The organism is Nitratiruptor sp. YY09-18 (assembly GCF_016593235.1).
Lineage (GTDB): Bacteria > Campylobacterota > Campylobacteria > Campylobacterales > Nitratiruptoraceae > Nitratiruptor.
In genome coordinates, this window is record NZ_AP023065.1 from 37,297 (window position 1) to 61,851 (window position 24,555).

General features: G+C 39.8%; 28 protein-coding genes and 1 pseudogene. 10 read left to right on the top strand and 19 right to left on the bottom strand.

Features of this window, described 5'->3' with window-relative positions; all coding sequences use genetic code 11:
- Nucleotides 1–5 precede the first annotated feature (5 nt).
- The 6 genes and pseudogenes from JG734_RS00225 to JG734_RS00250 all read right to left on the bottom strand — a co-directional run bounded on the left by JG734_RS00225 (nt 6) and on the right by JG734_RS00250 (nt 5,041).
- Complete coding sequence (locus tag JG734_RS00225; RefSeq protein WP_201333050.1) at nt 6–506, bottom strand: YeeE/YedE thiosulfate transporter family protein; 501 nt, start codon at nt 504–506, stop codon at nt 6–8.
- 135 nt (nt 507–641) lie between these two features.
- Nucleotides 642–2,219, bottom strand: a complete 1,578-nt coding sequence (gene pckA / locus JG734_RS00230) for a phosphoenolpyruvate carboxykinase (ATP) (protein ID WP_201333051.1) — start codon at nt 2,217–2,219, stop codon at nt 642–644.
- Between the two features lie 74 nt (nt 2,220–2,293).
- Nucleotides 2,294–2,626: pseudogene (locus JG734_RS00235) on the bottom strand (ferredoxin-thioredoxin reductase catalytic domain-containing protein); the annotation flags it as partial.
- 60 nt (nt 2,627–2,686) lie between these two features.
- Nucleotides 2,687–3,322: a protein-L-isoaspartate(D-aspartate) O-methyltransferase gene (locus JG734_RS00240; protein WP_201333053.1), complete on the bottom strand. Its 636-nt coding sequence runs from the start codon at nt 3,320–3,322 to the stop codon at nt 2,687–2,689.
- Nucleotides 3,319–4,026, bottom strand: a complete 708-nt coding sequence (locus tag JG734_RS00245; protein ID WP_201333054.1) for a carbon-nitrogen hydrolase family protein — start codon at nt 4,024–4,026, stop codon at nt 3,319–3,321. Before JG734_RS00245 ends, JG734_RS00240 begins: the two co-directional genes overlap by 4 nt.
- On the bottom strand, nt 4,016–5,041 hold the full coding sequence (locus tag JG734_RS00250) for a ribonucleotide-diphosphate reductase subunit beta (RefSeq protein ID WP_201333055.1): 1,026 nt from the start codon (nt 5,039–5,041) through the stop codon (nt 4,016–4,018). Before JG734_RS00250 ends, JG734_RS00245 begins: the two co-directional genes overlap by 11 nt.
- Before the next feature lie 113 nt (nt 5,042–5,154).
- On the opposite strand from JG734_RS00250, the gene JG734_RS00255 reads away from it, so the two are divergent.
- Nucleotides 5,155–5,649, top strand: a complete 495-nt coding sequence (locus JG734_RS00255; RefSeq protein WP_201333056.1) for an LOG family protein — start codon at nt 5,155–5,157, stop codon at nt 5,647–5,649.
- 9 nt (nt 5,650–5,658) lie between these two features.
- Nucleotides 5,659–5,964, top strand: a complete 306-nt coding sequence (locus JG734_RS00260) for an antibiotic biosynthesis monooxygenase (protein WP_201333057.1) — start codon at nt 5,659–5,661, stop codon at nt 5,962–5,964.
- Here JG734_RS00260 and JG734_RS00265 read toward each other — a convergent pair.
- The 6 genes from JG734_RS00265 to purB all read right to left on the bottom strand — a co-directional run bounded on the left by JG734_RS00265 (nt 5,961) and on the right by purB (nt 11,832).
- The gene (locus JG734_RS00265; RefSeq protein ID WP_201333058.1) at nt 5,961–6,350 is read right to left on the bottom strand and encodes a DUF6858 family protein; all 390 of its coding nucleotides are present in this window, start codon (nt 6,348–6,350) and stop codon (nt 5,961–5,963) included. The two genes, JG734_RS00260 and JG734_RS00265, sit on opposite strands and share 4 nt — an antisense overlap.
- Nucleotides 6,351–6,432: 82 nt before the next feature.
- On the bottom strand, nt 6,433–7,251 hold the full coding sequence (locus JG734_RS00270; RefSeq protein ID WP_201333059.1) for an SDR family NAD(P)-dependent oxidoreductase: 819 nt from the start codon (nt 7,249–7,251) through the stop codon (nt 6,433–6,435).
- Nucleotides 7,244–7,615, bottom strand: coding sequence for a peptide-methionine (R)-S-oxide reductase MsrB (gene msrB / locus JG734_RS00275; protein WP_201333060.1), 372 nt, complete (start codon nt 7,613–7,615; stop codon nt 7,244–7,246). The genes JG734_RS00270 and msrB overlap by 8 nt, the downstream gene beginning before the upstream one ends.
- Complete coding sequence (locus JG734_RS00280) at nt 7,605–8,132, bottom strand: O-acetyl-ADP-ribose deacetylase (protein ID WP_201333061.1); 528 nt, start codon at nt 8,130–8,132, stop codon at nt 7,605–7,607. Before JG734_RS00280 ends, msrB begins: the two co-directional genes overlap by 11 nt.
- Nucleotides 8,123–10,492 carry a ribonucleoside-diphosphate reductase subunit alpha gene (locus tag JG734_RS00285; protein ID WP_201333062.1) on the bottom strand — a complete coding sequence of 790 codons (2,370 nt, stop codon included), beginning with the start codon at nt 10,490–10,492 and terminating at the stop codon, nt 8,123–8,125. The genes JG734_RS00280 and JG734_RS00285 overlap by 10 nt, the downstream gene beginning before the upstream one ends.
- A complete protein-coding gene (gene purB / locus JG734_RS00290; protein ID WP_201333063.1) occupies nt 10,489–11,832 on the bottom strand; it encodes an adenylosuccinate lyase in 1,344 nt (447 codons plus the stop codon). Before purB ends, JG734_RS00285 begins: the two co-directional genes overlap by 4 nt.
- Nucleotides 11,833–11,919: 87 nt before the next feature.
- On the opposite strand from purB, the gene JG734_RS00295 reads away from it, so the two are divergent.
- Nucleotides 11,920–12,825 (top strand): RluA family pseudouridine synthase, encoded by a 906-nt coding sequence (locus tag JG734_RS00295; RefSeq protein ID WP_201333064.1) that lies wholly within the window; start codon nt 11,920–11,922, stop codon nt 12,823–12,825.
- A gap of 87 nt (nt 12,826–12,912) precedes the next feature.
- Here JG734_RS00295 and JG734_RS09455 read toward each other — a convergent pair whose 3' ends face one another.
- Genes JG734_RS09455 through hisF form a run of 4 tightly spaced genes read right to left on the bottom strand, consistent with a single transcriptional unit; the run spans nt 12,913 to nt 15,383 of the window.
- Nucleotides 12,913–13,041, bottom strand: coding sequence for a hypothetical protein (locus JG734_RS09455; protein WP_255531387.1), 129 nt, complete (start codon nt 13,039–13,041; stop codon nt 12,913–12,915).
- A complete protein-coding gene (rlmN, locus tag JG734_RS00300) occupies nt 13,025–14,092 on the bottom strand; it encodes a 23S rRNA (adenine(2503)-C(2))-methyltransferase RlmN (protein WP_201333065.1) in 1,068 nt (355 codons plus the stop codon). Before rlmN ends, JG734_RS09455 begins: the two co-directional genes overlap by 17 nt.
- Nucleotides 14,089–14,622 (bottom strand): purine-nucleoside phosphorylase, encoded by a 534-nt coding sequence (locus JG734_RS00305; protein ID WP_201333066.1) that lies wholly within the window; start codon nt 14,620–14,622, stop codon nt 14,089–14,091. Before JG734_RS00305 ends, rlmN begins: the two co-directional genes overlap by 4 nt.
- Complete coding sequence (gene hisF, locus JG734_RS00310; protein WP_201333889.1) at nt 14,619–15,383, bottom strand: imidazole glycerol phosphate synthase subunit HisF; 765 nt, start codon at nt 15,381–15,383, stop codon at nt 14,619–14,621. The genes JG734_RS00305 and hisF overlap by 4 nt, the downstream gene beginning before the upstream one ends.
- A gap of 140 nt (nt 15,384–15,523) precedes the next feature.
- Between hisF and rsmA the strand changes: the two genes are divergently transcribed.
- The 6 genes from rsmA to JG734_RS00340 are packed head-to-tail and all read left to right on the top strand — an operon-like array spanning nt 15,524 to nt 21,449.
- Complete coding sequence (gene rsmA, locus JG734_RS00315; RefSeq protein ID WP_201333067.1) at nt 15,524–16,372, top strand: 16S rRNA (adenine(1518)-N(6)/adenine(1519)-N(6))-dimethyltransferase RsmA; 849 nt, start codon at nt 15,524–15,526, stop codon at nt 16,370–16,372.
- Nucleotides 16,299–18,164 carry a ribonuclease J gene (locus tag JG734_RS00320; protein ID WP_236586953.1) on the top strand — a complete coding sequence of 622 codons (1,866 nt, stop codon included), beginning with the start codon at nt 16,299–16,301 and terminating at the stop codon, nt 18,162–18,164. Before rsmA ends, JG734_RS00320 begins: the two co-directional genes overlap by 74 nt.
- An 8-nt stretch (nt 18,165–18,172) precedes the next feature.
- On the top strand, nt 18,173–19,132 hold the full coding sequence (locus tag JG734_RS00325) for an SIS domain-containing protein (protein WP_201333068.1): 960 nt from the start codon (nt 18,173–18,175) through the stop codon (nt 19,130–19,132).
- Nucleotides 19,129–19,917 carry a pseudouridine synthase gene (locus JG734_RS00330; RefSeq protein ID WP_201333069.1) on the top strand — a complete coding sequence of 263 codons (789 nt, stop codon included), beginning with the start codon at nt 19,129–19,131 and terminating at the stop codon, nt 19,915–19,917. The genes JG734_RS00325 and JG734_RS00330 overlap by 4 nt, the downstream gene beginning before the upstream one ends.
- Entirely contained in the window at nt 19,880–20,275 is a 396-nt protein-coding gene (locus JG734_RS00335; protein WP_201333070.1) for a secondary thiamine-phosphate synthase enzyme YjbQ, read from the top strand. Before JG734_RS00330 ends, JG734_RS00335 begins: the two co-directional genes overlap by 38 nt.
- A complete protein-coding gene (locus JG734_RS00340; RefSeq protein WP_201333071.1) occupies nt 20,268–21,449 on the top strand; it encodes a replication-associated recombination protein A in 1,182 nt (393 codons plus the stop codon). Before JG734_RS00335 ends, JG734_RS00340 begins: the two co-directional genes overlap by 8 nt.
- Here JG734_RS00340 and JG734_RS00345 read toward each other — a convergent pair.
- Together JG734_RS00345 and JG734_RS00350 are read right to left on the bottom strand one after the other, a co-directional pair.
- Nucleotides 21,446–21,784: a P-II family nitrogen regulator gene (locus JG734_RS00345; RefSeq protein ID WP_201333072.1), complete on the bottom strand. Its 339-nt coding sequence runs from the start codon at nt 21,782–21,784 to the stop codon at nt 21,446–21,448. The two genes, JG734_RS00340 and JG734_RS00345, sit on opposite strands and share 4 nt — an antisense overlap.
- Nucleotides 21,785–21,818: 34 nt before the next feature.
- Complete coding sequence (locus JG734_RS00350) at nt 21,819–23,102, bottom strand: ammonium transporter (RefSeq protein ID WP_201333073.1); 1,284 nt, start codon at nt 23,100–23,102, stop codon at nt 21,819–21,821.
- A gap of 89 nt (nt 23,103–23,191) precedes the next feature.
- Here JG734_RS00350 and JG734_RS00355 point away from each other — a divergent pair, with 89 nt between their 5' ends.
- Entirely contained in the window at nt 23,192–23,902 is a 711-nt protein-coding gene (locus tag JG734_RS00355) for a sigma 54-interacting transcriptional regulator (protein WP_201333074.1), read from the top strand.
- Here the strand turns inward: JG734_RS00355 and JG734_RS00360 are convergent.
- Nucleotides 23,892–24,554: a hypothetical protein gene (locus tag JG734_RS00360; RefSeq protein WP_201333075.1), complete on the bottom strand. Its 663-nt coding sequence runs from the start codon at nt 24,552–24,554 to the stop codon at nt 23,892–23,894. The genes JG734_RS00355 and JG734_RS00360 overlap by 11 nt on opposite strands.
- Between the last annotated feature and the right edge of the window lies 1 nt (nt 24,555).

Sequence of the window (24,555 nt, forward strand, 5' to 3'; positions counted from 1 at the left end):
ACTCCTTAGAGGTTTTTATAAAAGAGACGGCCGGTAATTAAGAGTACAATAATAACAACGCCCCCAAAAATAAGCCCACTTACAGCTGTCTGGCTTGCTCCACTGAGGAAATGTCCGCTTGTACATCCACCAGCTAAACGTGCACCAAATACAACCAAAAATCCTCCTATAAAACTCCAAAAAAGACGTGAAACAGGAGAATTGTTTTTGTGTTTTTTCCATAGTGGCGGCAGAATACGAAATTTGAATGTTTTGGTGATAAAGATTGATGTCAAAAAACCACCGATAAGTACTCCAATGAGGAAGAAAACTTCCCAACTTCCACTATTTTTTATATGCTTGAAATATTCAGTATCTGTGAGACCAAAAAACCAAGCACCCATATACGCTATGCCTGTAGATGCTCCTATTGGTCTATTGGCTCCGTAGGTAGAAAATGTAAACCACAGAAGGAGTGCAAGTGCAATACCACCTGATATCCAACCAAGTCTTTTTGGTATATTCATAATAAATCCTTATGAAAAAAATTTTACGAAATTATAATAAAAGTGTGTATCAGAAGTAAAATATATGGAGTTTAATGATTAATTCAGTTTGATTGAATGATAGAAGTGAGGTTCTTCGCCCAAGAGGGCGAGTGATTATAGCTGTGGTCCAGCTTGGGAGTAGTCGAAATTTCCGTAACCTTCGTAGCGTTTAAAATTTTCTATAAAAAGTTTTGCTAGGTGCTCTAGCTGCTTATCATAAGCCGCTTTATCTTCCCATGTATTGCGTGGATTGAGAATAGTGCTATCAACACCTTTGACACTTTTTGGAATAGCGAGGTTAAAGATTGGAAGTGTCTCGAACTCGCTCTCATTTATACTTCCATCCAAAATTGCATTGATGCAAGCACGTGTAGCAGGAAGGCTCATACGCTCTCCCACTCCATAAGGTCCACCAGTCCATCCAGTGTTAACAAGATAGACATTCACACCATGTTTATCAATCTTTTCTCCTAGAAGCTTTGCATAGACTGTTGGATGCAGTGGCAAAAACGCTTCACCAAAGCATGCGCTAAAAGTAGCTACCGGCTCAGTAATACCTCGCTCAGTCCCAGCAACTTTTGCTGTATAACCGCTGAGGAAGTAGTACATCGCTTGCTCTTTCGTAAGTTTGCTCACCGGTGGCAGCACACCAAATGCATCGGCACTGAGGAAAATAATATTTTTTGGATGTGGACCTTGGAGATCCTCTTTGTGTTTGCAGATATGGTAGATCGGGTAGCTGACTCTGGTATTTTCTGTTTTGCTCGCATCTTCAAAATCTACCTCGCCACCCTCTTTGACTACCACGTTTTCCAAAAGGGCATCACGCTTGATAGCGTTGTAGATATCTGGTTCTTTCTCTTTGTCAAGTCCTATAACTTTTGCGTAGCAGCCTCCCTCAAAGTTGAAGACCCCTTTATCATCCCATCCATGCTCATCATCGCCAATGAGACGTCTATTTGGATCGGCACTGAGGGTTGTTTTTCCTGTACCACTAAGACCAAAGAAGAGGGCTACATCATCTTTATCACCTATGTTGGCAGAACAGTGCATACTGAGCTTACCCTCCAGTGGCAGCCAGTAGTTCATCATTGAAAAGATTCCCTTTTTAATCTCTCCGCCATACCATGTGCCGCCAATGATCGCTATATTTTCTTCAATATTGAAGATGATAAAGACATCTGAGTTGAGACCATGTTCTTTGTAGCGATCATTCTTGAGGTTTGCTGCTACATAGAGTGTGAAGTCTGGATGAAAATTTTGCAGTTCCTCTTCAGTTGGGCGAATAAACATGTTTTTGACAAAATGAGCCTGCCACGCAATCTCAGTCACTACACGGATAGCTTTTTTACTCTCATCACTCGCACCAGCAAATGCATCCATGATATAGAGCTCTTTGCCGCTCAAATACTCTTTGGTTTTTACAAAGAGCTCATCAAAGATCTCTTTAGATACTGGTTGATTCACATCACCCCATGCGATATATTTTTCGCTTGGCGGCTGTTTGACAAAATATTTATCTTTTGGGCTTCGACCGGTAAAAATTCCTGTATCGACAGCTACTGCACCAAGATTGGTCTCTACACCTTCTTGCTGTTCAAGTTCGTGTCTGAAGAGAGTCTCATAGTCGGGGTTATGGTAGATTTTTTTGATATTTTTAATACCAAGTTTATCTATGTCATTGACTTCCATCGTGACCTTCTTGTTGTAGATTTGTAATGCAATTGTAACAATTAATATCTAAAATATGCAAATTATTTTTTATGTGCTGCTGCATATTCTGGTGTACAAAAAATTCCACAGTGGCACTTGCCCTCTTCTGGAATCTCCTTTTCGATAGCCGGTTTACATGGACAGATGCGGTCATCCGCACTTTTAAACTTCCCATCCTCTTCGATTACCATAAAGCATGGACAAAATCGCTTGCCATACATAAGCTTGTTTCTTGCTAGACCCATGGTCACACCTTCATTTACCTCTTCGTTGGGATTATAGACCCAGCCAAACTGTTTGCATACCTTGTCTGTAAACTTTTTGGTCTTCTCTAATTCATCGAGAAATTCTTGAGAGCTCATATCAATTTCACGTCTTTGGGCCATTTGTACTCCTTTGTTTTTCCAATATTAGCAGTCCTTAAGTTTAAAAATATTTAAAAACTCTTATTCTACTCCACTTTTAGAATCGATAAAGTAACATTTCTCAAGCTCAGTCGCCTTACCATTTTTGTCAAAACGGGTGATTATCTGCTGGTTTCCCTTGATAATTGGTGCGACTATGATCCCGTTGTCGCTGAGTTGGTCAAATATCTGTAGTGGAATTTTGTCGATTGCAGCAGAGAAGAGGATGCGCTCATAAGGCGCAAATTCTCTCCATCCAAGCTTGCCGTCTGCGTAGCGGATATGGACATTATGGATATTGAGTTCTTTAAAGCGTCTCTTTGCTTCAATTACAAGCCTCTCGATACGTTCAACACTAAAGACACGTCTGACAATCTGGCTTAAAATTGCTGCTTGATAGCCACTACCACACCCGATTTCTAAAACACTATCGACACCAAGAGGATCTAAATAGTGTGTCATTTTAGCTACTGTCAAAGGCGAGCTTATCCACTGGCTTGCAGCTATGGGAAGTGCATCGAGCTTGTAAGCATGGTGTTTGAGTCCAGGAGGGACAAAGAGCTCACGAGGAATCTTTGCAAAAGCCTTCTTTATTTGAGGATGGAGTGGAAATGTTGCATCTATATTATGGGCGAGTCGTTCACACTTTTGCATTTCTATTGTATGTGCAAAATTCATAAACCAATATCCATATAGCGACGCATTTTTTTGATAGCAGACAAATCTATCTCTTTATTGAGCAGATGTTTTCTATCATCTCTGTAGGCAACTCCAAAGGGATCAATTATTGCACTACTTTTTGCCATATCCTCATTTGCGCTATCACTGGCAATAACAAAACATTGATGCATAAGCGCAAGAGCTTCTGTAAACTGTTCAAAATGGCGTTTACGTAGTTTCCCCCACATAGCTGGAACAAAAATAATGTCGGCTCCTTTGAGACGCTGCCAAATCTCAATAAAACGCAACTCAAAGCAGATGAGCAGGCCAAATTTTTTGCCTTCTATTTCAAAAAGGTTGATTTCATCAAGATTGCCTGCACTAAAGTACTCTGTCTCACCTCCAAACTTAAAAAGCTTCACTTTTGGCTGTTCATAGACTACTTTTTCTTTGTAAAGTACTTTTGCAATGTTGTAAAACTTACTCCCCCGCTTTTCGATCTGTGTATAGCAGATAATACGATTTTGTGAGAGAGGGAGAAGCTCTTCAAGAGCTTTTTGGCTAAATGTGGCTGCCTCATCAAAGCGGTCATATGCGAAGCCTGTGAGTACTACTTCAGGAGCGACGACAATATCGCCGCTTTTTTTGATGAGCTTTTTTAATGTTTTGAGATTTTTTGCAAAATCAGGTGTAGTTTGAGACTGGACAGCACTAAAAATCATCGAAATCGAGGCTACCTTTCGAGTAGTTTGTTACATTTCCTTCAAAGAAGTTTGTCTTTTGGTCATTAAATTTTGCAAAATCATCTACCCATTTTATAGGGTGCTCTACGTTATACATCGGTTCTAATCCTACTCTTTGGAGACGGTCATCTGCTAAGTATTTAATATACTGTTCAATAATTTCATCAGTAAGCCCGAGAATTTGCCCTTGAGTGATATATTTACCCCAGCTACTCTCCAAGTTCACTGCCCCTTCAAACATTTTGTATACATCATCGATAAGCTCTTTTGTAAAGAGCTCTGGTCGCTCTTTTTTGAGAGTGTTAATCATATTTTGAAAGATAAGCAGGTGTGTTACCTCATCTCTTTGGATAAAGCGTATCATTTGTGCACTTCCAAGCATTTTACCGCTGCGAGCTAGAGTATACATATAGGTAAAACCGCTGTAAAAGTAAATACCCTCCAGTATTTGGTTTGCAAACATTGCTTTTACGATATTCTCATCTGTTGGGTCTGCTGCCAACTCTTCATACACTTGTGCTATATAGTCATTTTTTTGTTTGAGCTTGAGGTCTTCACGCCATAGCTCATATATTTCATCTGTGTTTTGACTGATAGAGTCAACCATTACCGCATAGCTTTGTGAATGAAGCGCTTCTTCAAAAGCTTGTCTAACCAAAATAAGGTTGATCTCAGGAGCTGTGATGTAGGGGTTTACATTGTCTATAAGATTGTTTGTCTGGAGGCTGTCCATAAAGATGAGTTGAGCTAACACTTTATCATACGCAAGCTTTTCTGCATCAGTAAGGAGCTTATAGTCTCTTGCATCTTGTGTCATATCTACTTCTTTTGGAAACCATGTATTTGCAAGCATCATCTCCCATAGATTATATGCCCACTGATATTTGATTTTATTAAGCTCAAAAATCCCCGTAGGATCACCGCCAAAGACTTTTCGCTCGTTAACGCTTTCATGGGATTCGGGATTGTAAATCTTTTTTCTATGGTATGTCATGCTCTGCTCCTTGAGGCATACTGTAAAACATTTGAGAAATATTTTACAATATGACTTTATGTATGAATTTTATTATATAAAGATAGCATTAAAATAAAGTAAAGGAAAAATGTATGAAAGTAGCTACCACATTTGGGGCATCTAAAGCTGCTAAAGATTCTTTAGAATATCTAGAGGGAATGGAGCTTGGTCAATTTCTAGCTCAAAAGGGTTATATTGTTAAGTGTGGTGGATATGGTGGTTTGATGGAAGCAGTGAGCAAGGGGGTTTATGAAGCGGGCGGTATTTGTATTGGCATTGGACTCGAAAAATTTGATAAATTCCGCCCACCAAATCCCTATCTCTCCAAAAAAATCCTTGCAAAAACACTTTATGAAAGATTGGAGCTTTTGATAGAGGGGAGTGAGCTTTTTGTTGCACAAAAAGGAAGTATAGGGACACTTAACGAGATATTTATGGTGGCAGCTTTGAAGTATGGTGGATTAAAACCTGATATTCGTATCATACTTCTTGGCAAAGAGTACAAGGAGTTCAACTGCTTTGATGAGAACTTTTTGCAAAACGTGGAAATCTATGCTACCCTTGCGGAGTTTGAGCAAAATTTATAAGGAAAAAAGATGATAGTAGTCCATACACGTTTGCCAATCAAAGAGGAGTTTCAAGAGCAGTTTTTGAAACATTTACAAAAGAGATCTCATGATGAGTTGAGTGCTATGGAAGGATTTGAAGGGATAAGTATTCTCAAGCCTCTTACAGTTCCTCATATGTTACCAAATAATACTTTTGTAATAGAGACGAAATGGAAAGACTTAGAAAGTTTTCTTGGATACACAAGAAGCGAGGCTTTTAAAAAGTCTCATGAAAACCTTCCACCACAAGAGTGGTTTGCAGGTGCAGCGAGTGTAGAGGTGTTTGAGGCTTAAGACCTCAAACCTTTTGCCCACTCCTCCATTGCTGCATGTGCAGTTGGATTTGGTGCTTCAAGAAAACTTACTACAAACTTCTCTCCCAAATCAGCTACACCGATACTGCGAGGACGAACACCCATTACTTCAGGTTTTGGTAGCTCTTTACCAAAGCAAAAAACAATATTTTTAGCTGCTTGAATATCAGGATTTATCTGTCCATCTGCCAAAGATTTTGTATGCGCATAGTGATCAAAAGTTGCTATGTAGGTCGCTACTGGATGGGCTTCAATCTTCTCTTTAAAATATACGATGATCTCATCAACACTCTTATACTTTGTCTCATTTTTATTGAGTTCGAGTGTAAAGAGTGGATACTTTTCCATGAATGTTATCTGTTTCATATGACTCCTTTTACAAAAAATTTGTGAAATTATAACTATAAAATATGAAAAATATTAAATGTAGTTATGAAAAGTTAATATATTAAATTTTTTGCAAGATTGTATCGAGTATCGTTGTAGGGAGGACCCTTTCGAGCATAGCCAAAATATAGGATGCATTTGTAATATAGTAGCGGGGTTTTGGATGAGATGTTTGCATAATATCCAAAATTTTCTTTGCTGCCTCTTCGCTGGTGAGAGTAAATGGAGGGTTACTAGTGCCTTCCATTCTAGCTAGCTCCTCTTCATAGGCCTTTTTGTAAGGACTCTTTTGCAAATCAATATATTCTAAAAACTTTTGCAAAGCATTCTTGCGAAAACTACTAATAACTGGTCCGGTATTGAGTGTGATTACCTCTATGCCGCTTCCTTGTAGTTCGAGTCTCAGAGTATCGGTATAGCCTTCAAGTGCAAATTTGCTAGCATTATATGCACCACGGTATTTGAGGGCTACAAGTCCCAATATGGAACTATGCTGGATAATGCGACCATGACCTTGTGCACGCATAATGGGAATTATTTTTTGTATAAGGGCATGCCAGCCGAAGAGATTGGTTGCAAACTGCTCTTGCAGTGCTTTTAATGGTAGGTCTTCCAGCGCTCCTGGCTGTCCATATGCAGCATTATTAAAAAGTATATCGATTGTTTTGCTCTTTTGTAAGACTTGTGCAATTGCACTACCTACTGAATCAATATCGCTTAGTTCAAGGAAAACAGGCTCAAGTCCCAATGAGGTAAGATAAGATAGATCAGACTCTTTTCTAGCCGTTGCAAAGACACGAAAGCCCTCTTTTTTGCATAATTTAGCAGTTTCGAGTCCTATCCCGCTACTGCAACCTGTGATGAGAACTGTTTTATGCATGTGGGACAAATTTCAAGCATACTCCATTGATACAGTAGCGTAGACCTGTTGGAGGAGGACCATCAGGAAAAACGTGACCAAGGTGTCCTCTGCACTTGGCACAATGAACTTCTGTGCGTACCATACCATGGCTTGTATCTATCTCTTCTTCTATCACATCTTCTGCAATCGGTGCATAAAAACTTGGCCAGCCTGTACCAGAGTCAAACTTTGCTTCGGAAGAAAACAGAGGTGTATTGCAGCATTTGCACTGATATATACCGTTTCTCTTTTCTGTATAGAGAGGACTTGTAAATGGTGGTTCTGTACCATGATCGAACATTATATGATATTCAAAGGGAGTAAGCTTTTCTTTACAGTTCATAATCGATTCCCAAAGATTTAGCTGTTTCGATGTAAACCCGATAGTCGTGTTCGTTGTGGAGCACGCAGATAATTTCCATGGAATAATAAGCACATTTTTTTAAAAACCAATCGATTGTAGAGAGTGCAATTTTGCTTGCTTTTTCTATAGGATAACCATATATACCTGTACTAATGGACGGAAAAGCAATAGAATGAATTTCATAGCTTCTAGCTATACACAATGAATTTTCATAGCATCTGTGTAAAATTACATCTTCATTATGTTTACCTCCTCGCCATACAGGACCTGGTGTATGGATCACCCATTTTGTTGGGAGGTCGTATCCGTGTGTGATTTTAGCCTGGCCTGGATTTGCTCCACCTAAGGTTTTGCACTCTTCTAAAAGTTTGGGTCCAGCAGCCCTGTGTATTGCTCCGTCAACACCACCTCCACCAAGAAGGCTAGGATTGGCGGCATTGACAATAGCATCAACTGCTAATTGTGTAATGTCACCTTGAATGATTTTTATTGGCACCCGTGACACTCCATACTTCTATCTGCAATATCTTCAGCAACTTCAGGAGATTGACTTCTAAGGTAATAGGTAGATTTAAGTCCCAATTGCCAAGCGAGCATATATATTTCATGAAGATACTTTCCACTTGCTTTATCAAGGCGAATGAAGATATTAACACTCTGTCCTTGGTCGATCCATTTTTGCCGTACAGCAGCAGCTTTGATAAGCAATCGCTGATCAAGGTCATATGCTGGGGTATAGTATTGCCAGGTATCTGGACTGAGATTCGGTACAACGACTGGAATGAGTCCAGAAAGATTCTCTTCAAACCATTTACGTTTATATACCGGTTCAATTGTTTGTGTAGTTCCGGTAAGTATGGATATAGAACTTGTAGGAGCTATTGCCATGAGGTAGCCGTTGCGCATACCATCGCGTTTGACCTTTTCTCTCAGCTCATTCCAATCATAAATATAGCCAAAGAGACCTCCACGATCTGGAGTGAGTTTTTTAGCCTCTTTATTTGCAGTATCGATAGGCAAAATTCCTTTGCTCCACTTTGAACCTTCAAAGAGTGGATATGTGCCTTTTTCTACTGCAAGATTGGATGAAGCACGGATGGCATTGTAGCTGATCATCTCCATGATTTCATCTATTTTTCTAAAGTGCTCATCACTTCCCCACTCTATTTTGTGTTCGGCAAGCATTTGTGCTTCACCCATAACTCCTAGACCAATAGAGCGTGATTGAAGATTTGTTTTTTTAACTTTTTCGAGAGGGTAAAAGTTGAGATCAATTACATTATCGAGCATACGAATGGCAATTGGAACAACTCTTTCAATATCTTCTTTTGTATTGATCTTGCTCAAATTTATACTTGCAAGGTTACATACTGCTGTGAGTCCATCAATTCTTTCTTTTTCAACAATAAAAACTTTTTTGCCTCCTATGCTATCAAGGCTTGAAATCTTTTTGGCTTTTTTTGTAATGCCTATATCGATTGTGACATCCTCTTCTTCATCAAAAAGATCGATAGAGCCATCTTCATATTTGACTTTGACTTTATAGTAGTTTGGCTCGGTATTTTGGAAGATTTCTGTACAGAGGTTGGAGCTGCGGATGATTCCTGCATGATCATTTGGATTGCACTGGTTGGCATTATCTTTGAAGCAGAGGAATGGGTTTCCTGTCTCAAAGTAACTGCGCAGGATCATTTTCCAAAGATCTTTTGCTCTTACACGTTCTTTTGTAATATCATCTCTTTCTTCATACTCTTTGTAGCGCTTTTCAAATTCCTCTCCCCAAAGTTCAGTTAAATCACTAGTTTCATAAGGATCAAAGAGTGTCCAGATGCCATCTTCTGCAACTCTTTTCATAAAAAGGTCATTGATCCAAAGAGCTGGGAAAAGGTCATGCGCACGTCTACGCTCTTCACCACTGTTTTTTTTCAAATCTATGAAATCTTTGATATCTATATGCCAAGGTTCGATATAGACTGCAATCGCTCCTTTGCGTGTACCAAGTTGATCGACTGCAATAGCTATGTCATTGGTGATTTTCAAAAAGGGGATAATTCCTCCCGCTGCATGCTTGTGACCATCAATATAACTTCCCATTCCACGTACTCTACTCCAGTCCCATCCAATACCTCCACCAAATTTGCTCAGCAGTGCCATCTCTTTGTAGCTGTCAAAAATCCCTTCGATATTATCTGGTGTGGAACCTATATAACAGCTGGAGAGCTGATGGCGTGTTGTGCGGGCATTGGAGAGGGTTGGAGTCGCTACCATTACCTCAAACTTGCTAATCACATCATAGAACTTTTTTGCCCAAGTTTGACAGTCGAGTTCATTTTGTGCCAAGAACATAGCAACTGCCATGAAGAGCTGCTGTGGCAGCTCAATTGGATTGCCATTCCTATCTTTGAGAAGATAGCGATCATAGAGTGTGCGGATACCAAGATATGTAAACTGTAAGTCTCTCTCAGGTTTTATGTAGGCATTGAGATCATCAAGGTCATATTTTTCTTTGAGTCCTGGAATTATACGTCCCTCTTTCTCTCCACGTTCAAAATATTCTCTTAGGTGTGTATATCCTGTAAAACCACTAACTTTGTGATAGAGATCATACAAGAAGAGCCTTGCAGCTACAAAAGTCCAGTTTGGTCTGTCTACATCAATTTTATCAACAGCTGTACGGATGAGTGTCTCTTGAATCTCTGCCGTACTAATACCATCACGAAACTGGATTTTTGCATCCACTTCAAGTTCACTTTGGCTTACACCCGCTAGTCCTTCGCAAGCAGCTTTTGTATATTTTTGAATTTTAGTGATGTCAAGAGGCTCGACTCTTCCATTGCGTTTAATTACGCGTATCATTCCTCGCTCCCCTTCTCAAAAACTCTTGCAAATATCCTGTCTACATTTTTTGTATAGTAGCTGTAATCAAAAAAGCTTCTAATCTCCTCTTCCCTAATTTTATCTGTGAGTTCTTTATCTTCTAAGAGGTATTGCAAAAAGAGGCTCTCCCCTTTTTCGTTGATAGGGGCATGTCCTTCTTGAATCTGCTCCCACACTTTCATTGCATTTCTTTGGACGATTTTATATGCATCTTCTCTTGTAACCCCTCGTTTTGTAAGCTCAAGAAGTACTCTTTGACTAAAGACAAGACCACCTGTGAGGTTGAGGTTTTTCATCATATTTTTTGGATAGACTACTAGGTTTGCGATGACGTTATTGAGCCTGTGGAGTGCAAAATCAAGGGTGATAAATCCATCTGGCAAGATAAAGCGCTCTACTGAAGAGTGGCTGATGTCTCGTTCATGCCAAAGTGCTACATTTTCGAGTGCCGGCATAACCATTGAGCGGATTTGACGAGCAAGACCTGTGAGATTTTCGCTGAGAACCGGGTTGCGTTTATGGGGCATTGCAGAGCTTCCCTTTTGTCCCTTACTGAAAAACTCTTCTGCTTCATACACTTCAGTACGTTGAAAGTGGCGAATGTTGACGGCAATTTTTTCTATTGTTGATGCTATCAAAGCCATTGTTGTAAAGAGTCTTGCATATCTGTCACGTTGAATTACTTGATTAGATACTGGAGCTGGTTTGAGGCCGAGCTCTTCGCACACATACTCTTCAAGCTCCATCGGTGCATGGGCAAAGTTTCCCATAGCGCCACTTACTTTCCCCACACTTATTACTTCGAGGGTCTCTTCAAGATTTTTGAGGTGTCTTGCAAATTCGTCATACCATATTGCCAAAACAAGACCGAATGTTATTGGCTCACCATGGATTCCATGGCTGCGGCCGACCATAAGAGTCATCTTATGTTCAAATGCTCTTTTTTTAATAGATTCCATTACTATTTTTACATCTTCAATGATGAGTTTGAGAGAGTCCCGCATCTGCAAAGCTACCGCTGTATCTATTGTATCTGAACTTGTCATTCCGTAATGTATCCAGCGAGATTCTGGTCCCAAAGATTCTGCTACACTTGTCAAAAATGCTATTACGTCATGTTTTGTCTCTTTTTCAATTTCATCTATTCTTTTCACATCAAATTTCGCATTTTTTAAAATCTTTTCCATATCCTCTTTTGGAATAAGCCCTAATCTATTCCAGGCTTTTACTGCAGCCAATTCTACGTCGAGCCAAGCTTGATATTTTGCTTGCTGTGTCCATTTATCAGCCATCTCTTTACGCGCATATCTCTCTACCATTCATTACCCTTTAAACAATATTTTATTTATATATAATTACTCTTATGTTACCCAAAAAAAACTTTGAATTTGCTCAAAGGAAATTCCTTGCCATTTGTTCGAAAGATAGTTAAAACTGATACTCCTATGAAGCTTTTTTTGCTTCTTATGCGTCACTTCCATATCTCGCAAAAAGAGGCACAAAAACTCATAGATACAGGTCGAGTTTACCAAAATGGAGTGTCTGTTACAGATAAGAGTGCAACTGTTTACGGAGAGATAAAGGTAGTAGTTTTTGAGCCACAGTCACGTGGATTGTATCCTCTTTTTGAGACAAAAGACTTTGCGATTTTTGATAAACCCACTGGCATTATGGTACATCCCCGTAATCGTAACACCCAATATTCGCTCATCGATGAGATAAAACACCATTTTGGTCTGCAAGCTAATATAACCCATAGAATCGATAAAGAGACGAGTGGTTTAGTACTTGCCAGTAAACACAAAGAAGCCGAAAAGAGGCTAAAGCAGATGTTTGAGGCAAAAGAGATAAAAAAGAGATATCTTACACTTGTCAAAGGAAGAGTCGCACAAGAACTTTTTATAGACGAACCAATTAAGCTTAATCGTGACTATTCACGTATTAAATTGAAGGTAGTTATTGATACTACAGGAAAGCCTGCACAGACCATAATACGGCCTCTCTATACTTTTGGAGATTATACTCTTGTGGAGGCTGAGCCTCTTACAGGTAGGCAGCATCAAATTCGTATTCATTTGTTTCACGTGAAACATCCAATAGTGGGTGATCCGATATATGGGGTAGACACAGATACAGCTATTCGCTATCTTGATGGAAAGATGGGCGTTCAAGAACGTATTGAAGCAACAGGAGCACCACGGCTAATGCTCCATGCACATACATTGGAGTTTACATGGAAAGAGAGTGTCTATAAAATATTTTCAAAGCAAAACTTTGTGCAAGAGTGTTTTGCTATAGCAAACCAAAAATAAATTCATTTTTTTGCTTTAAATGTGACAAGAATAAACCCTATTAGTCCTATAAGAACTGTGCCTCCTATAATGAGCAGCATTGCATTATCAAGCATTGTCATCTTTGTGCTCCTCATGTTCTATCGTTATTTTTACAAATGCAACAATCATAAATATTACAGCAATGATAAGCACCATAGCCATAATAAGCTCATAATTTTTAAATGGAACAGGCATTACTTTTCTCCTTCAATTGTCCGCATGCTGCACTGATATCTAATCCTTTTGATTCACGTACTGTACAGAGTATTCCATGGTCAAGGAGATACTTTTGGAATCTTTTCACGTCCTCTTCACTTGGTCTTTGGAACGGACTTCCGGGATAGGGATTGAAGTAAATGAGATTTACTTTTGCTTTGATACCATGGAGCAGTTTTACAAGTTTTTTAGCAGATTTTAAATCATCATTGACATCTTTTATGACAAGATATTCAAACATGACACGTTTTCGCTGGTCTATTGGAAACTCTTTGACAGCATTTATTATGCTTTCTATGTTATAAGCTTTATTGATTGGCATCAGTTTTTGACGTAATGCATCATCGACAGCATGAAGACTAATTGCCAAAAGTACTCCAAGATTCATCTCACCAAGCTTTTTGATTTTTGGTGCAAGACCACTTGTAGAAATAGTCTGACGACGAGGGGAAATTGAAAGACCATTCTCATCACTAAATATTTTTATAGCTTTAGCAACATTGTCAAGATTATCCAATGGTTCACCCATACCCATATAGACTATATTAACACGACGATTTGCAGGGATTTTGTTATCTTCTTTGATTGCAAGGACCTGCCCTACTATCTCACCCGGTGTGAGATTGCGTACAAAGCCACCTTTGGCAGTAAGACAAAATGCACATCCCACTTTGCATCCTACCTGACTGGAGACACAAACAGTATATCTTGCCTCTTTTATAATATTTCCCTTTTCATCTCTTTGCTCCTTTTTCATAGGAAGAAGTACTGATTCAATAGTATGTCCATCCTCCAATCCCAAAAGATACTTTTTGCTGCCATCTTTGCTGACTTCGACATTGAGTATTTGAGGAGTAGCGATAGAATATTTTTGCGCTAGATCCTCTCGCATTGCTTTTGGGAGATTGCTCATAACATCAAAGCTCCTAGCTCCTTTTTGATAAACCCATTGATATATCTGCTTGGCGCGAAACTTTGGTGCAATCTCCTCTTCAAGCTCTTGGCGTGTTAAATCGAGTATATTTTTCATAGATTGTAGCGCTCCTTGATAAATTCATACAGTAATTCTAAACCTTTTTTATAGTTTTGCATATATGTTGTGTGTGCATTCTCGTCGCAATAATTTGTGATAACAAATATCCCACCGCACGGAATATTGTGTTCTTTTGCAACTTGCAAAATAGAGAAAAACTCCATATTTTCAGCTACTATCCCGTTTTTGACAAATGCTGGCCAAAACTTTTTGGATGCGGTGATATAGTTTGATGAATTGATCATGCCATCATGATTAATTTCCAATCCTTCGCTCACAAGAGCGTTATCAAGAGGTGTATAGGAGTTGCCTTCAAAAAAAGAGAGCTCTAGCTGTGTAGCACCTCTGCTTTGTACAATATCGAAAATCTTATGCTCTCCATAACTCCCAGCACTACCTACAAAGAGCAAAAACTCTGGTTTGTCAAAGAGTGCAAGTTGTGTTAGATTCATTGCACTCTCAATGAGTCCCACCCCAATCGGATGCGCAAAAGGGAGTGTTTCATTTTTTCCTGCACAAACTATCATAATCTTACCGGTATCCCTTCTTCGTGGAGATAGTGTTTAAGCTCCATGATATCAATCTCTTTGAAGTGGAAGATACTTGCTGCTAGTGCAGCATCTGCATTACCTTCGGTAAAAGCCTCTTTGATATGCTCCATTGTTCCAGCTCCACCGCTTGCTATTACAGGTATACCAACAGCATCGCTTACTGCACGAGTAAGCTCGATATCATATCCAGCTTTTGTGCCATCTGCATCCATGCTTGTGAGCAAAATCTCTCCAGCACCTCTATTATAGACCTCTTTTGCCCATGCTATAGCATCTTTACCGCTATCATATCTGCCCCCAGCTGTAAAAACGTGCCAGCTACCACCCACTCTTTTTGCATCTATAGCGACGACGATGCATTGACTTCCAAATCTTTTGGCCCCGGCATCAATGAAATCTGGGTTTTTTACTGCTGCAGAGTTGATGCTCACTTTATCACATCCTACATCAAGGAGTTTGTATATGTCGTTGAGTTCCCTGATCCCGCCACCAACTGTGAGTGGTATAAAAACCTCTTTTGCTACCTCTTCAACGATGTGAACAATAGTATCGCGCTCTTCATAGGTTGCTGTGATATCGAGAAATGTAATTTCGTCAGCACCTTCATCATTGTAACGTTTGGCTATCTCTACAGGATCGCCTGCGTCGCGTAATCCTATGAAATTGACCCCTTTGACTACACGACCCTTATTTACATCGAGACAGGGGATAATGCGTTTTGCGAAATACTCTTGCATAGTACCCTCAGTTTTTTGCATATATTATACTAAGAATTTCTTACATATATGTTTCACGTGAAACAGGCTTGACATATTCATAGAAAACGGCTATATTTTAGAGAAATTTAACCAACTATAGGTTATGATTAAGGTTACTCGTGGAAGTTGTTGCAAAGAAGAGATTTGGGCAAAACTTTCTCAAAGATAGGGTAGTTTTAGAGAAGATCATCCAATCGATGCCCAAGACAGACAATATAGTTGTAGAGATTGGGCCTGGATTAGGTGATTTGACACAGAAGCTATTAGAGCATAAAGATGTGATAGCTTTTGAGATCGATAAGGATCTATGTCGTCATTTGCAACAAAAATTTGCACAAGAGATCTCATCAGGGCGCTTGAAGCTCATATGTGGGGACGTCATAGATCACTGGAAGCAGCATTTAGTTGAGCAAGATTACGACTTGGTGGCAAATCTACCCTACTATGTAGCAACCAATATAGTGCTCAAAGCATTGAGTGATGAGCGGTGTAAAAATATATTGGTAATGTTGCAAAAAGAGGTAGCGGATAAGTTTAGTGCCAAGCCAGGCGCGAAAGAGTTTTCATCTCTAGCAGTTTTGGCGCAAAGTGTTGGTGAAGTAAAGAGAGCAATAATTGTCAAGCCATCATCTTTTTCACCACCACCTAAAGTCGATTCGGCTGTTTTGGCTATACAAAAGCATACAAATCTAGATGATAAAGATTTTATGGAGTTTTTAAAGATCGCATTTAAGCAGCCACGTAAAATATTGATGAAAAATCTTTCGCAACACTATCCAAAAGAGAAACTTGCAACAATCTTTTCTCAGCTAGGGCTTGCTTCTAATATTCGGCCTCATGAAGCTAGCACATCTATCTATCACCAGTTATATAAGAGATTAAAGGAGAAGATAGATGGAGAAATCGCAGCAAACACAACAACCACAGCAGCCCCAGCAACAAAACCAACAAATTCCACAAAACAGTAGAAATCAACAAAGAAACAATCAGCAAAGGCGTGGACAAAATCAAGGTGGTGGAGTCTATCGCGATATCAAAAAAGCCCTTGCAGCAAATGAGCGTATGCACCAAAGCCGCCTTACTTCACGTGTTAACACTAAAAGCAACGGAAAAGTGCGTATCACGCCTCTTGGAGGTCTTGGAGAGATTGGTGGCAATATCACAGTCTTTGAAACTGAAAAGAGTGCTATAGTAGTGGATGTAGGGATGAGTTTTCCTACTGAAGACATGCATGGAGTCGATATTCTCATACCAGATTTTAGCTATTTGCGTGAGATTAAAGATAAAATCAAAGGTATTGTTATCACGCATGCTCACGAAGACCATATTGGAGCTGTGCCATATCTATTCAAAGAGATGCAGTTTCCTGTCTATGGTACGCCTCTGCCACTTGGAATGATAGGAAACAAATTTGATGAGCATGGATTGCGGCAATATAAGAGTTATTTTCGTTATGTAGAAAAGAGAAAACCGATTAAAATTGGTGATTTTGAAGTAGAGTGGATGCATATCACCCACTCTATTATTGATGCATCTTCACTAGCAATAACTACAGAAGCTGGTACTATTATTCATACAGGTGATTTCAAAATCGATCATACACCAATCGATGGCTATCCAGCAGATTTGCATAGGCTTGCATACTATGGTGAAAAGGGAGTATTGTTGCTTCTATCAGATTCTACCAATTCCCACAACCCTGGGATTACAAAATCTGAAGCGAGTGTGGGTCCAACATTTGACCTGCTCTTTTCACGAGCAAAAGGTCGCGTACTTATGAGCACCTTCTCATCAAATATTCACAGAGTTTACCAAGCAATTGAGCATGGTATCAAATATAACCGTAAAGTCTGCATAATTGGACGTTCAATGGAGAAAAACCTCGATATTGCTATGGAGTTAGGATATGTGAAATTGCCACAAAATATTTTCATAGAACCCCATGAATTAGGCAAATATAAAGATGATGAGATTCTTATAGTGACTACTGGGAGCCAGGGAGAAGCGATGAGTGCGCTCTATCGCATGGCAACAAATGAGCATCGCCATGTCAAAATCAAACCAACTGACACCATTATACTCTCAGCAAAAGCGATTCCTGGGAATGAGAGAAGTGTCTCAAGCCTCATCAACTTTATTCAAAAGTGTGGTGCGACTGTTGCATACCAAGATTTCAGCGAGATTCACGTTTCAGGCCATGCGGCCCAAGAGGAGCAAAAGCTCATGCTGCGCCTCACAAAACCAAAATTCTTCCTCCCTGTGCATGGTGAGTATAATCACCTCATGAAGCATAAAGAGACAGCGGTTAAGTGTGGTATTCCTGAGCGTAATATCTATCTCATGAGTGATGGTGATCAGATAGAAGTTACTCCAAAATATATGAAGAAGGTGCGTACAGTACGTACCGGAAAATCGTATATCGATAATCAGCTCGGAGCCGAAATAGAGAGTGACGTGGTAATCGATAGACAAAAGATGGCTACTGAGGGAATTGTTATTATAGTAGCGCAGATCTCTAAAGATACGAAAAAGTTTATTACCAAGCCAAAAGTGAGTAGCTTCGGTCTTGTAGCTGACAAGCACGACAAAGCTTTTGAAGAAGAGATTAGCGGACTCCTTGAGCAGCTTTTGGTAAACAAACCAGAGCTTGTAGAGGCTCCTAAAAAACTTGAAAATGATTTTCGGCAAGTAGTACGTAAACATATTTTTAGAAAATATAAGAAGTATCCAACAATTGTTCCCACTATTTTTATCATGTAGGATAGATGATGGACTTTACTCAAATTGCGAAGGACGTTCTGGATATTGAGGCAGATGCTTTGAAGCAAGCAAAGAATCGTATCGGTGAGAATATCAACAAGGCAGTAGATGTTATCTATAATCTCAAAGGTAAACTTGTCGTCACTGGTGTTGGCAAAAGCGGACTTGTAGGCTCTAAAATGGCTGCAACGTTTGCCTCTACCGGGACTCCTAGCTTCTTCATCCATCCAACAGAAGCACTTCATGGCGATCTTGGTATGATTGGCAAGGATGATGGGGTTCTAGCAATTAGTTATAGTGGCGAGAGCGAAGAGCTTGTAAAAATTTTGCCCCATATCAAACGTTTTGATATTCCACTCATTGGCATGAGCAGTAATCCAAACTCAACCTTGGGTCGTTATAGCGATGTGTTTATATCGATAGCGGTTGAGCGCGAGGCTTGTCCCTTGCAAGCAGCTCCAACAGCCTCTACTACCCTTACTATGGCTTTGGGGGATGCTTTGGCAGTATGTTTGATGAAAAAGAGAAACTTTCAAGTAAGTGACTTTGCATCTTTTCATCCAGGTGGAAGTCTTGGCAAACGTCTCTTTATCAAAGTCAAAGACCTAGCCCGTACCAAAGATTTGCCAATTATCGATAATGATACAACCCTCAAAGATGCAATAGTGACTATGAGTGAAGGAAAATTAGGGAATGTGCTCATAACCGATAGAGACGGTATGCTCAAAGGAGTGCTTAGTGATGGGGATTTGCGCCGAGCGCTCATGAGTGAGCATTTTGATCTTGGTGCAAAAGCGATAGATTTTGCAAGTAAAAATCCTAAGACTATAGAAGATGAAAATATGCTTGCAAGCGAAGCACTCAAAAAAATCGAAGAGCACAAAATACAGATGCTCGTCATCACAAAAAACGGCAAGGTTTGGGGAGTGCTCCATATTCACGATCTTGTAGAAGCAGGGATTAAATGAGACTCAATAAATATATATCGCATAATACTACTTATTCGCGTAGAGAAGCTGACAAACTTATCCAGGATGGACATGTCAAGGTAAACAGGCAAATTGTCAAAGAGCCCTTTTATGACGTAAAAGAGGGTGATAAGGTCTTTGTAAAGGGCAAGCTTATTAAACCTAAAGCTGGGTATACTGTGATAGTTTACAATAAGCCTAAGGGTGAACTTGTTACTAAAAAAGATGATAGGGGCCGAAAAACCATATATGACTCGTTGCCAGGAAAATTTCGCCACTTTATACCTGTAGGAAGACTCGATTTTGCTAGCGAGGGGTTGTTGCTCCTCACAGACTCTCCTAAAGTAGCCCAGGCTCTCATGGAGGGTGATATTCCTCGTGTATATAATGTAAAAATCCGTGGAAGCGTAACTCCACAGATGGAGCAAGCTATGCGCGAGGGGCTTGAACTTGAAGATGCGAGTGCGGGAGGACATGAAAAGAGTGAAATCAAAAATATGAGGTTTGCTCCCTTTTTTGCTTATCGTATAGATAAAAACTCACCTACCTATTCTAAGCTTAAAGTAGCATTGACTGAAGGAAAAAATAGAGAAATACGCAGATTTTTTGCTCATTATGGCAAAGATGTGGTAGACTTAAAAAGAGTTGAGTATGGTTGGATTAAACTCAATGCCTTGCCAACAGGTAAGACAAGATATCTTACTAAAGATGAGTATAAAAAACTCCATGAATATTTAAAGGAAGTCAATGATAAAAATAAAGATCAAAACACACCACAAAAGTGAAATGATTGAAATTACTGAGATTGTCCAAGAAGAGGTGATCAAAAGTGGTGTGAGCAATGGTACATGTGTAGTCTATTCGCCACATACGACTACAGGGATTTTACTCTTTGAAAATGTCGATCCGAGTTTGCAGCGTGATTTTTTAGGTCATATGAGTCGTTTGGTACCAAAGAGCGATCGCTATGCTCATGGTGAAAATGCAGATGCACACCTAAAATCTGCCCTTACTGGAAATAGTGTAACTATTCCTGTAGTTGATGCAAAACTCATGCTAGGCAAGTGGCAAGGGATATATTTTTGTGAATATGACGGTCCAAGAGAAGAGCGTGAATACTACATTAAAGTGATCAATGGTTGATTTTCGTCCACAAAATATTGAGGAGTTTGTAGGACAGTCGCACCTTGTAGCTCCCGGTGCCCTTTTTCGTAAGCTTCTTGAAAATTCCTCTCTCCCCAACTCCTTTTTCTATGGACCACCCGGAACAGGGAAAACAACGCTGGCTCGTATAGTTGCGAAAATATTAGAAAAAGAGTTTTATGAGCTCAATGCTACAAGTCTTAAAATCGATGATATGCGAAAAATTATAAAGCAGCACGCCTCTACCCTCTTTCGGCCCCTTATTTTTATCGATGAAGTACATAGACTCTCTAAAACTCAGCAAGAAGTACTACTGCCTATTATGGAAAATAACGAAGCACTTATTTTAGGAGCAAGCACAGAAAACCCTTTCTTTTCCCTTACAGCTGCTGTGCGTTCACGCTCGCTTCTTTTTGCTTTTAAACCTTTAAATGATGAAGAGATAAGAACTATAGCTAGGAGAGTATTAGACAAGCTTGAGCTTAAGATTGAAGAGGAAGCTTTAGAGTATCTTGTACGCATAAGTCAAGGTGATGCTCGCAATATTATAAAATTTTTGCAAACACTTTCCGTTGTTTCAAAAAATATCACTTTAAATCTTGTCAAAGAGTTGGCGCCAAGTAGCTATCACGATGGGGTTAGAAGTGCTGATACGCACTACGATTTGGCAAGTGCGTTGATAAAAAGTATGCGGGGAAGTGATGTAGATGCGACTCTTTACTATCTTGCTAGACTTATTGTAGCGGGTGAGCCACCAGAGTTTTTAGCAAGACGTATGGTAATCTTTGCAAGTGAAGATATTGGTAATGCCAATCCTCAAGCATTACTCCTTGCAACAGCTACTATAGAGGCAGTCAAAAATATCGGCTATCCAGAGGCTAGAATTATCCTTGCGCAATGCGCAGTCTATCTTGCAAGTTCCCCCAAATCAAATAGCTCCTACCTTGCAATAAACAAAGCTATCGCAGCAGTTGAAGCTGGAGAGATCCTCCCAGTGCCTGCTCATCTCAAGCCTCCACATTTTAAAGGCTATAAGTATCCTCACGATTTTGGAGGATATGTAGAGCAAGAGTATATGACTAAAAAAATGAAGTTGTATGAGAGCAAAGGTATAGGGTATGAGAAGAGACTGGATGAGTGGATAGCAAAGATTAGAGGCAAAGAGAGCTCTTAGAGCGCCTCTTCATCCTCTTCTGCTGTCCTAATACGCACCGCTTTCTCGATACTACTTATAAATATTTTTCCATCACCGATTTTACCGGTTCTGGCCGATTCGACTATTTTTTGCGTAACAAGAGCTACATCTTCATCTTTGACAACTATCTCGATCTTTACTTTTGGCAAAAAATCCACCACATACTCTGCCCCACGATAGAGCTCACTATGTCCTTGCTGGCGTCCATAACCTTTCACTTCAGTGACTGTCATACCGGTGATTCCTATTTCACTCAGAGCCTCTTTGACATCTTCGAGTTTGAACGGTTTGATCACTGCTTCAATTTTTTTCATATTCTACCCCCTTTATTTTTGGCAAGGTCCAACCTCATTTGAGGTTGAAGCCTCTCTCACCATGTATAGCTTCATCAAGACCCATGATTTCAGTCTCTTCATCTACTCTTGCTCCACCAGTAAGGAGTGATGAGACAAAATAGACAACTACTGTCACAATACCTGTAAAAAGCATTGTCACAGCTACAGACTCAAGCTGCACGAGCATCTGCCCCATTCTATCGCCATGATCTTTAAGTGGACTCCCGTCCCAAGCAAGGTTTTGGAGTGCAAAAAGACCTGTAGCCAGCGCACCCCAAAGACCAGAGAGGAAGTGCACGCCAAAAGCATCAAGACTATCATCATATTTGAATACTTTTTTGAGCCATGCTACACCCCAAAATCCAACGACGCTACCACCAATTCCTATAACTAAAGCCCCCATTACATCCACAAATCCAGCTGCTGGAGTTATCGCAACAAGTCCGGCCACTGCACCGGTTGCTGCTCCAAGGAGTGTAGGTTTTTTATACACAAACCACTCTATTATTAACCATGTCAAAGCTCCTATTGCAGCTGCAAAGTTTGTCATAAGAAGTGCGCTCCCTGCTACTCCATCAGCCGCAAATTCACTCCCTGCATTGAACCCGAACCATCCAAACCAAAGAAGTGCTGCACCAAGAGCTGTGAGAATGATTGATGAAGGGTGCATTGCTTCTTTTGGATACCCTTTTCTTTTACCAAGCATGAGTGCAAGCACAAGGCCAGCAAGACCACCATTCATATGTACAACAGTACCACCTGCAAAATCGAGTGTTCCATCATTGTACAAAAATCCACCACCCCATACCATGTGTGTAATTGGTACATAGACAAAAGTTACCCAAAGGATGCTAAAAATCACCCATGTAGAAAACTTCATTCTCTCAATTGCCGAGCCACTTGCAATTGCCACTGTAATTGCAGCAAATGTTCCCTGGAAGGCTATGAAGACAAATTCGGGATATGTACCACTAAGACTCTCGGCTGTTACACCTTTTAAGAAGATTTTGCCAAGATCTCCTATAATTGCACCATCACCGTTAAATGCGAGCGAATAGCCCCACAAAACCCACACAATTGAGCCAATAACATATGCAATAAAGACCATCATATAGGTATTGAGCACATTCTTTGCACGTGTCATACCACCATAGAAGAGCGCGAGACCCGCTGGTGTCATGAGCATAACAAAAGCGGTTGCAACGATCATCCATGCCGTATTCCCACTATCGAGTTTGTCTTCTGCCATCACCAGCGTTGGCAATAGAGCAAGAAGAGACATTTTCCATCTATTCATAGAGACTCCTTTTAGAATTGATCAAGAAAATTGTAGCTATAAAGAAGGAAAAATATTGTATAATTTTTATACAATTATATGGAGGTTCTATGCAATATTTTATAGCCAAATCGCCCCAAAGCATCAAAGCGCTCAATGTTTTAAGAGCAGCAGCAAATCTACCTGTCAATATTGCTATTATTGGTGAGCGAGGAACGGGTAAAGAGGCATTGGTAAATGAGATCTTCCCTAAAATTACTCACTACAGCATAGCCTCCCTCCCTGAGAATATAGAGGCTAAAGAGCTTTTCATCCGTGATTTTGAGAATGTTGAAAATATGCATCTTTTTATGCAAAAAATGCGAGGAAAACGCCTTGTTGTAGCATCAACTCTCCACAATGATGCAATTGATGAGTTTTTCCCAGTTCAAGTAACACTTCCACCTCTCAAAGAGCGTCCAGAAGACCTTGAAGAGCTCAAAAAAACCTATATGCAAAAGGTCAAAGAGGAGTTTAAATTAGAAAAATTTCCCGAAGATTTCATTCCAGATCTACAAAGCAATGCAATCTCTTTGAAAAAATCTATTTATGAAAAAGCACTTCTTGCATCTTTTGATGAGAAAAAAGTGATGGAGCTTTTAGAGGATTATCTGCAAACGAGAGTAGATGAAGGCTACAAGGAGCTTCTCTATATTTTTGAGGTGCCACTCCTGCGAGCAGCAAAAAAGCGATTTAAGAGTGCACTGGCGATGTCAAAAGCACTAGGACTCAATCGTGCGACTTTAACAAAAAAGTTGCAAAAATATTCCTCTAAGTTATAAATGGCAGCTCTATGCGCAATAGGTTATTCTCAAAAGTGATAATAAGCTGCTCATCTTCTAGATTGCGTAGATTCTTTACCTCTTCACTCTCTATTAAAATCTCCACTACTCTGTAGCGTTTCTGATTTATTTTGATACTCCTCCCTGTAGCGATATGCACTTTGACAGTGAGCTCTTTTGTATTTTTTAATGCTTTGAAGATTTTATTGAGAGTTTTGAGAAAATGGTTGATATCGAGTTTGAACTCAGGGATAGAGACATCATATTCTGCCGCAACTTTTGTCTGCTCAAGATTTGTATTGATTGCTATATCAATGAGAGTAAAAATGTTTGCAGATTGCAGCTCTTTGCTGTTTTTTTGGATTTTAGTGCTGCACATATTCTTGTAGAGCATGAGGCCTAGGGTTTCACTGTCGATGTAGCCAACCAAAATTGCACAAAACTTCGAGTGTCCAATCTGCAGCTCCAAAAAAGTATGCTTGAAACCTGCATGCATAGATGCATGATTGATAGCAAGCTCAAACAGCTCCTCCTTTGCAGCTATGGAGAGGAGGTACTCTCCCTCTTTATTATATTCGAGGATATTACCCTCTGGGCTAAAGAGTATGAAGGGATTGATGCTATTTTCAATAAACTCTTTATAAATATCCATG

What these genes read in the sequence shown, in the direction of transcription:
- JG734_RS00225 (WP_201333050.1), bottom strand. Translation starts at nt 506, where the DNA reads ATGAATATACCAAAAAGACTTGGTTGGATATCAGGTGGTATTGCACTT.
- pckA (WP_201333051.1), bottom strand. Translation starts at nt 2,219, where the DNA reads ATGGAAGTCAATGACATAGATAAACTTGGTATTAAAAATATCAAAAAA.
- JG734_RS00240 (WP_201333053.1), bottom strand. Translation starts at nt 3,322, where the DNA reads ATGAATTTTGCACATACAATAGAAATGCAAAAGTGTGAACGACTCGCC.
- JG734_RS00245 (WP_201333054.1), bottom strand. Translation starts at nt 4,026, where the DNA reads ATGATTTTTAGTGCTGTCCAGTCTCAAACTACACCTGATTTTGCAAAA.
- JG734_RS00250 (WP_201333055.1), bottom strand. Translation starts at nt 5,041, where the DNA reads ATGACATACCATAGAAAAAAGATTTACAATCCCGAATCCCATGAAAGC.
- JG734_RS00255 (WP_201333056.1), top strand. Translation starts at nt 5,155, where the DNA reads ATGAAAGTAGCTACCACATTTGGGGCATCTAAAGCTGCTAAAGATTCT.
- JG734_RS00260 (WP_201333057.1), top strand. Translation starts at nt 5,659, where the DNA reads ATGATAGTAGTCCATACACGTTTGCCAATCAAAGAGGAGTTTCAAGAG.
- JG734_RS00265 (WP_201333058.1), bottom strand. Translation starts at nt 6,350, where the DNA reads ATGAAACAGATAACATTCATGGAAAAGTATCCACTCTTTACACTCGAA.
- JG734_RS00270 (WP_201333059.1), bottom strand. Translation starts at nt 7,251, where the DNA reads ATGCATAAAACAGTTCTCATCACAGGTTGCAGTAGCGGGATAGGACTC.
- msrB (WP_201333060.1), bottom strand. Translation starts at nt 7,615, where the DNA reads ATGAACTGTAAAGAAAAGCTTACTCCCTTTGAATATCATATAATGTTC.
- JG734_RS00285 (WP_201333062.1), bottom strand. Translation starts at nt 10,492, where the DNA reads ATGATACGCGTAATTAAACGCAATGGAAGAGTCGAGCCTCTTGACATC.
- purB (WP_201333063.1), bottom strand. Translation starts at nt 11,832, where the DNA reads ATGGTAGAGAGATATGCGCGTAAAGAGATGGCTGATAAATGGACACAG.
- JG734_RS09455 (WP_255531387.1), bottom strand. Translation starts at nt 13,041, where the DNA reads ATGCCTGTTCCATTTAAAAATTATGAGCTTATTATGGCTATGGTGCTT.
- rlmN (WP_201333065.1), bottom strand. Translation starts at nt 14,092, where the DNA reads ATGAAAAATATACTCGATTTAACACGCCAAGAGCTTGAAGAGGAGATT.
- JG734_RS00305 (WP_201333066.1), bottom strand. Translation starts at nt 14,622, where the DNA reads ATGATAGTTTGTGCAGGAAAAAATGAAACACTCCCTTTTGCGCATCCG.
- hisF (WP_201333889.1), bottom strand. Translation starts at nt 15,383, where the DNA reads ATGCAAGAGTATTTCGCAAAACGCATTATCCCCTGTCTCGATGTAAAT.
- JG734_RS00320 (WP_236586953.1), top strand. Translation starts at nt 16,299, where the DNA reads ATGGAGAAATCGCAGCAAACACAACAACCACAGCAGCCCCAGCAACAA.
- JG734_RS00325 (WP_201333068.1), top strand. Translation starts at nt 18,173, where the DNA reads ATGGACTTTACTCAAATTGCGAAGGACGTTCTGGATATTGAGGCAGAT.
- JG734_RS00330 (WP_201333069.1), top strand. Translation starts at nt 19,129, where the DNA reads ATGAGACTCAATAAATATATATCGCATAATACTACTTATTCGCGTAGA.
- JG734_RS00335 (WP_201333070.1), top strand. Translation starts at nt 19,880, where the DNA reads ATGATAAAAATAAAGATCAAAACACACCACAAAAGTGAAATGATTGAA.
- JG734_RS00340 (WP_201333071.1), top strand. Translation starts at nt 20,268, where the DNA reads ATGGTTGATTTTCGTCCACAAAATATTGAGGAGTTTGTAGGACAGTCG.
- JG734_RS00345 (WP_201333072.1), bottom strand. Translation starts at nt 21,784, where the DNA reads ATGAAAAAAATTGAAGCAGTGATCAAACCGTTCAAACTCGAAGATGTC.
- JG734_RS00350 (WP_201333073.1), bottom strand. Translation starts at nt 23,102, where the DNA reads ATGAATAGATGGAAAATGTCTCTTCTTGCTCTATTGCCAACGCTGGTG.
- JG734_RS00355 (WP_201333074.1), top strand. Translation starts at nt 23,192, where the DNA reads ATGCAATATTTTATAGCCAAATCGCCCCAAAGCATCAAAGCGCTCAAT.
- JG734_RS00360 (WP_201333075.1), bottom strand. Translation starts at nt 24,554, where the DNA reads ATGGATATTTATAAAGAGTTTATTGAAAATAGCATCAATCCCTTCATA.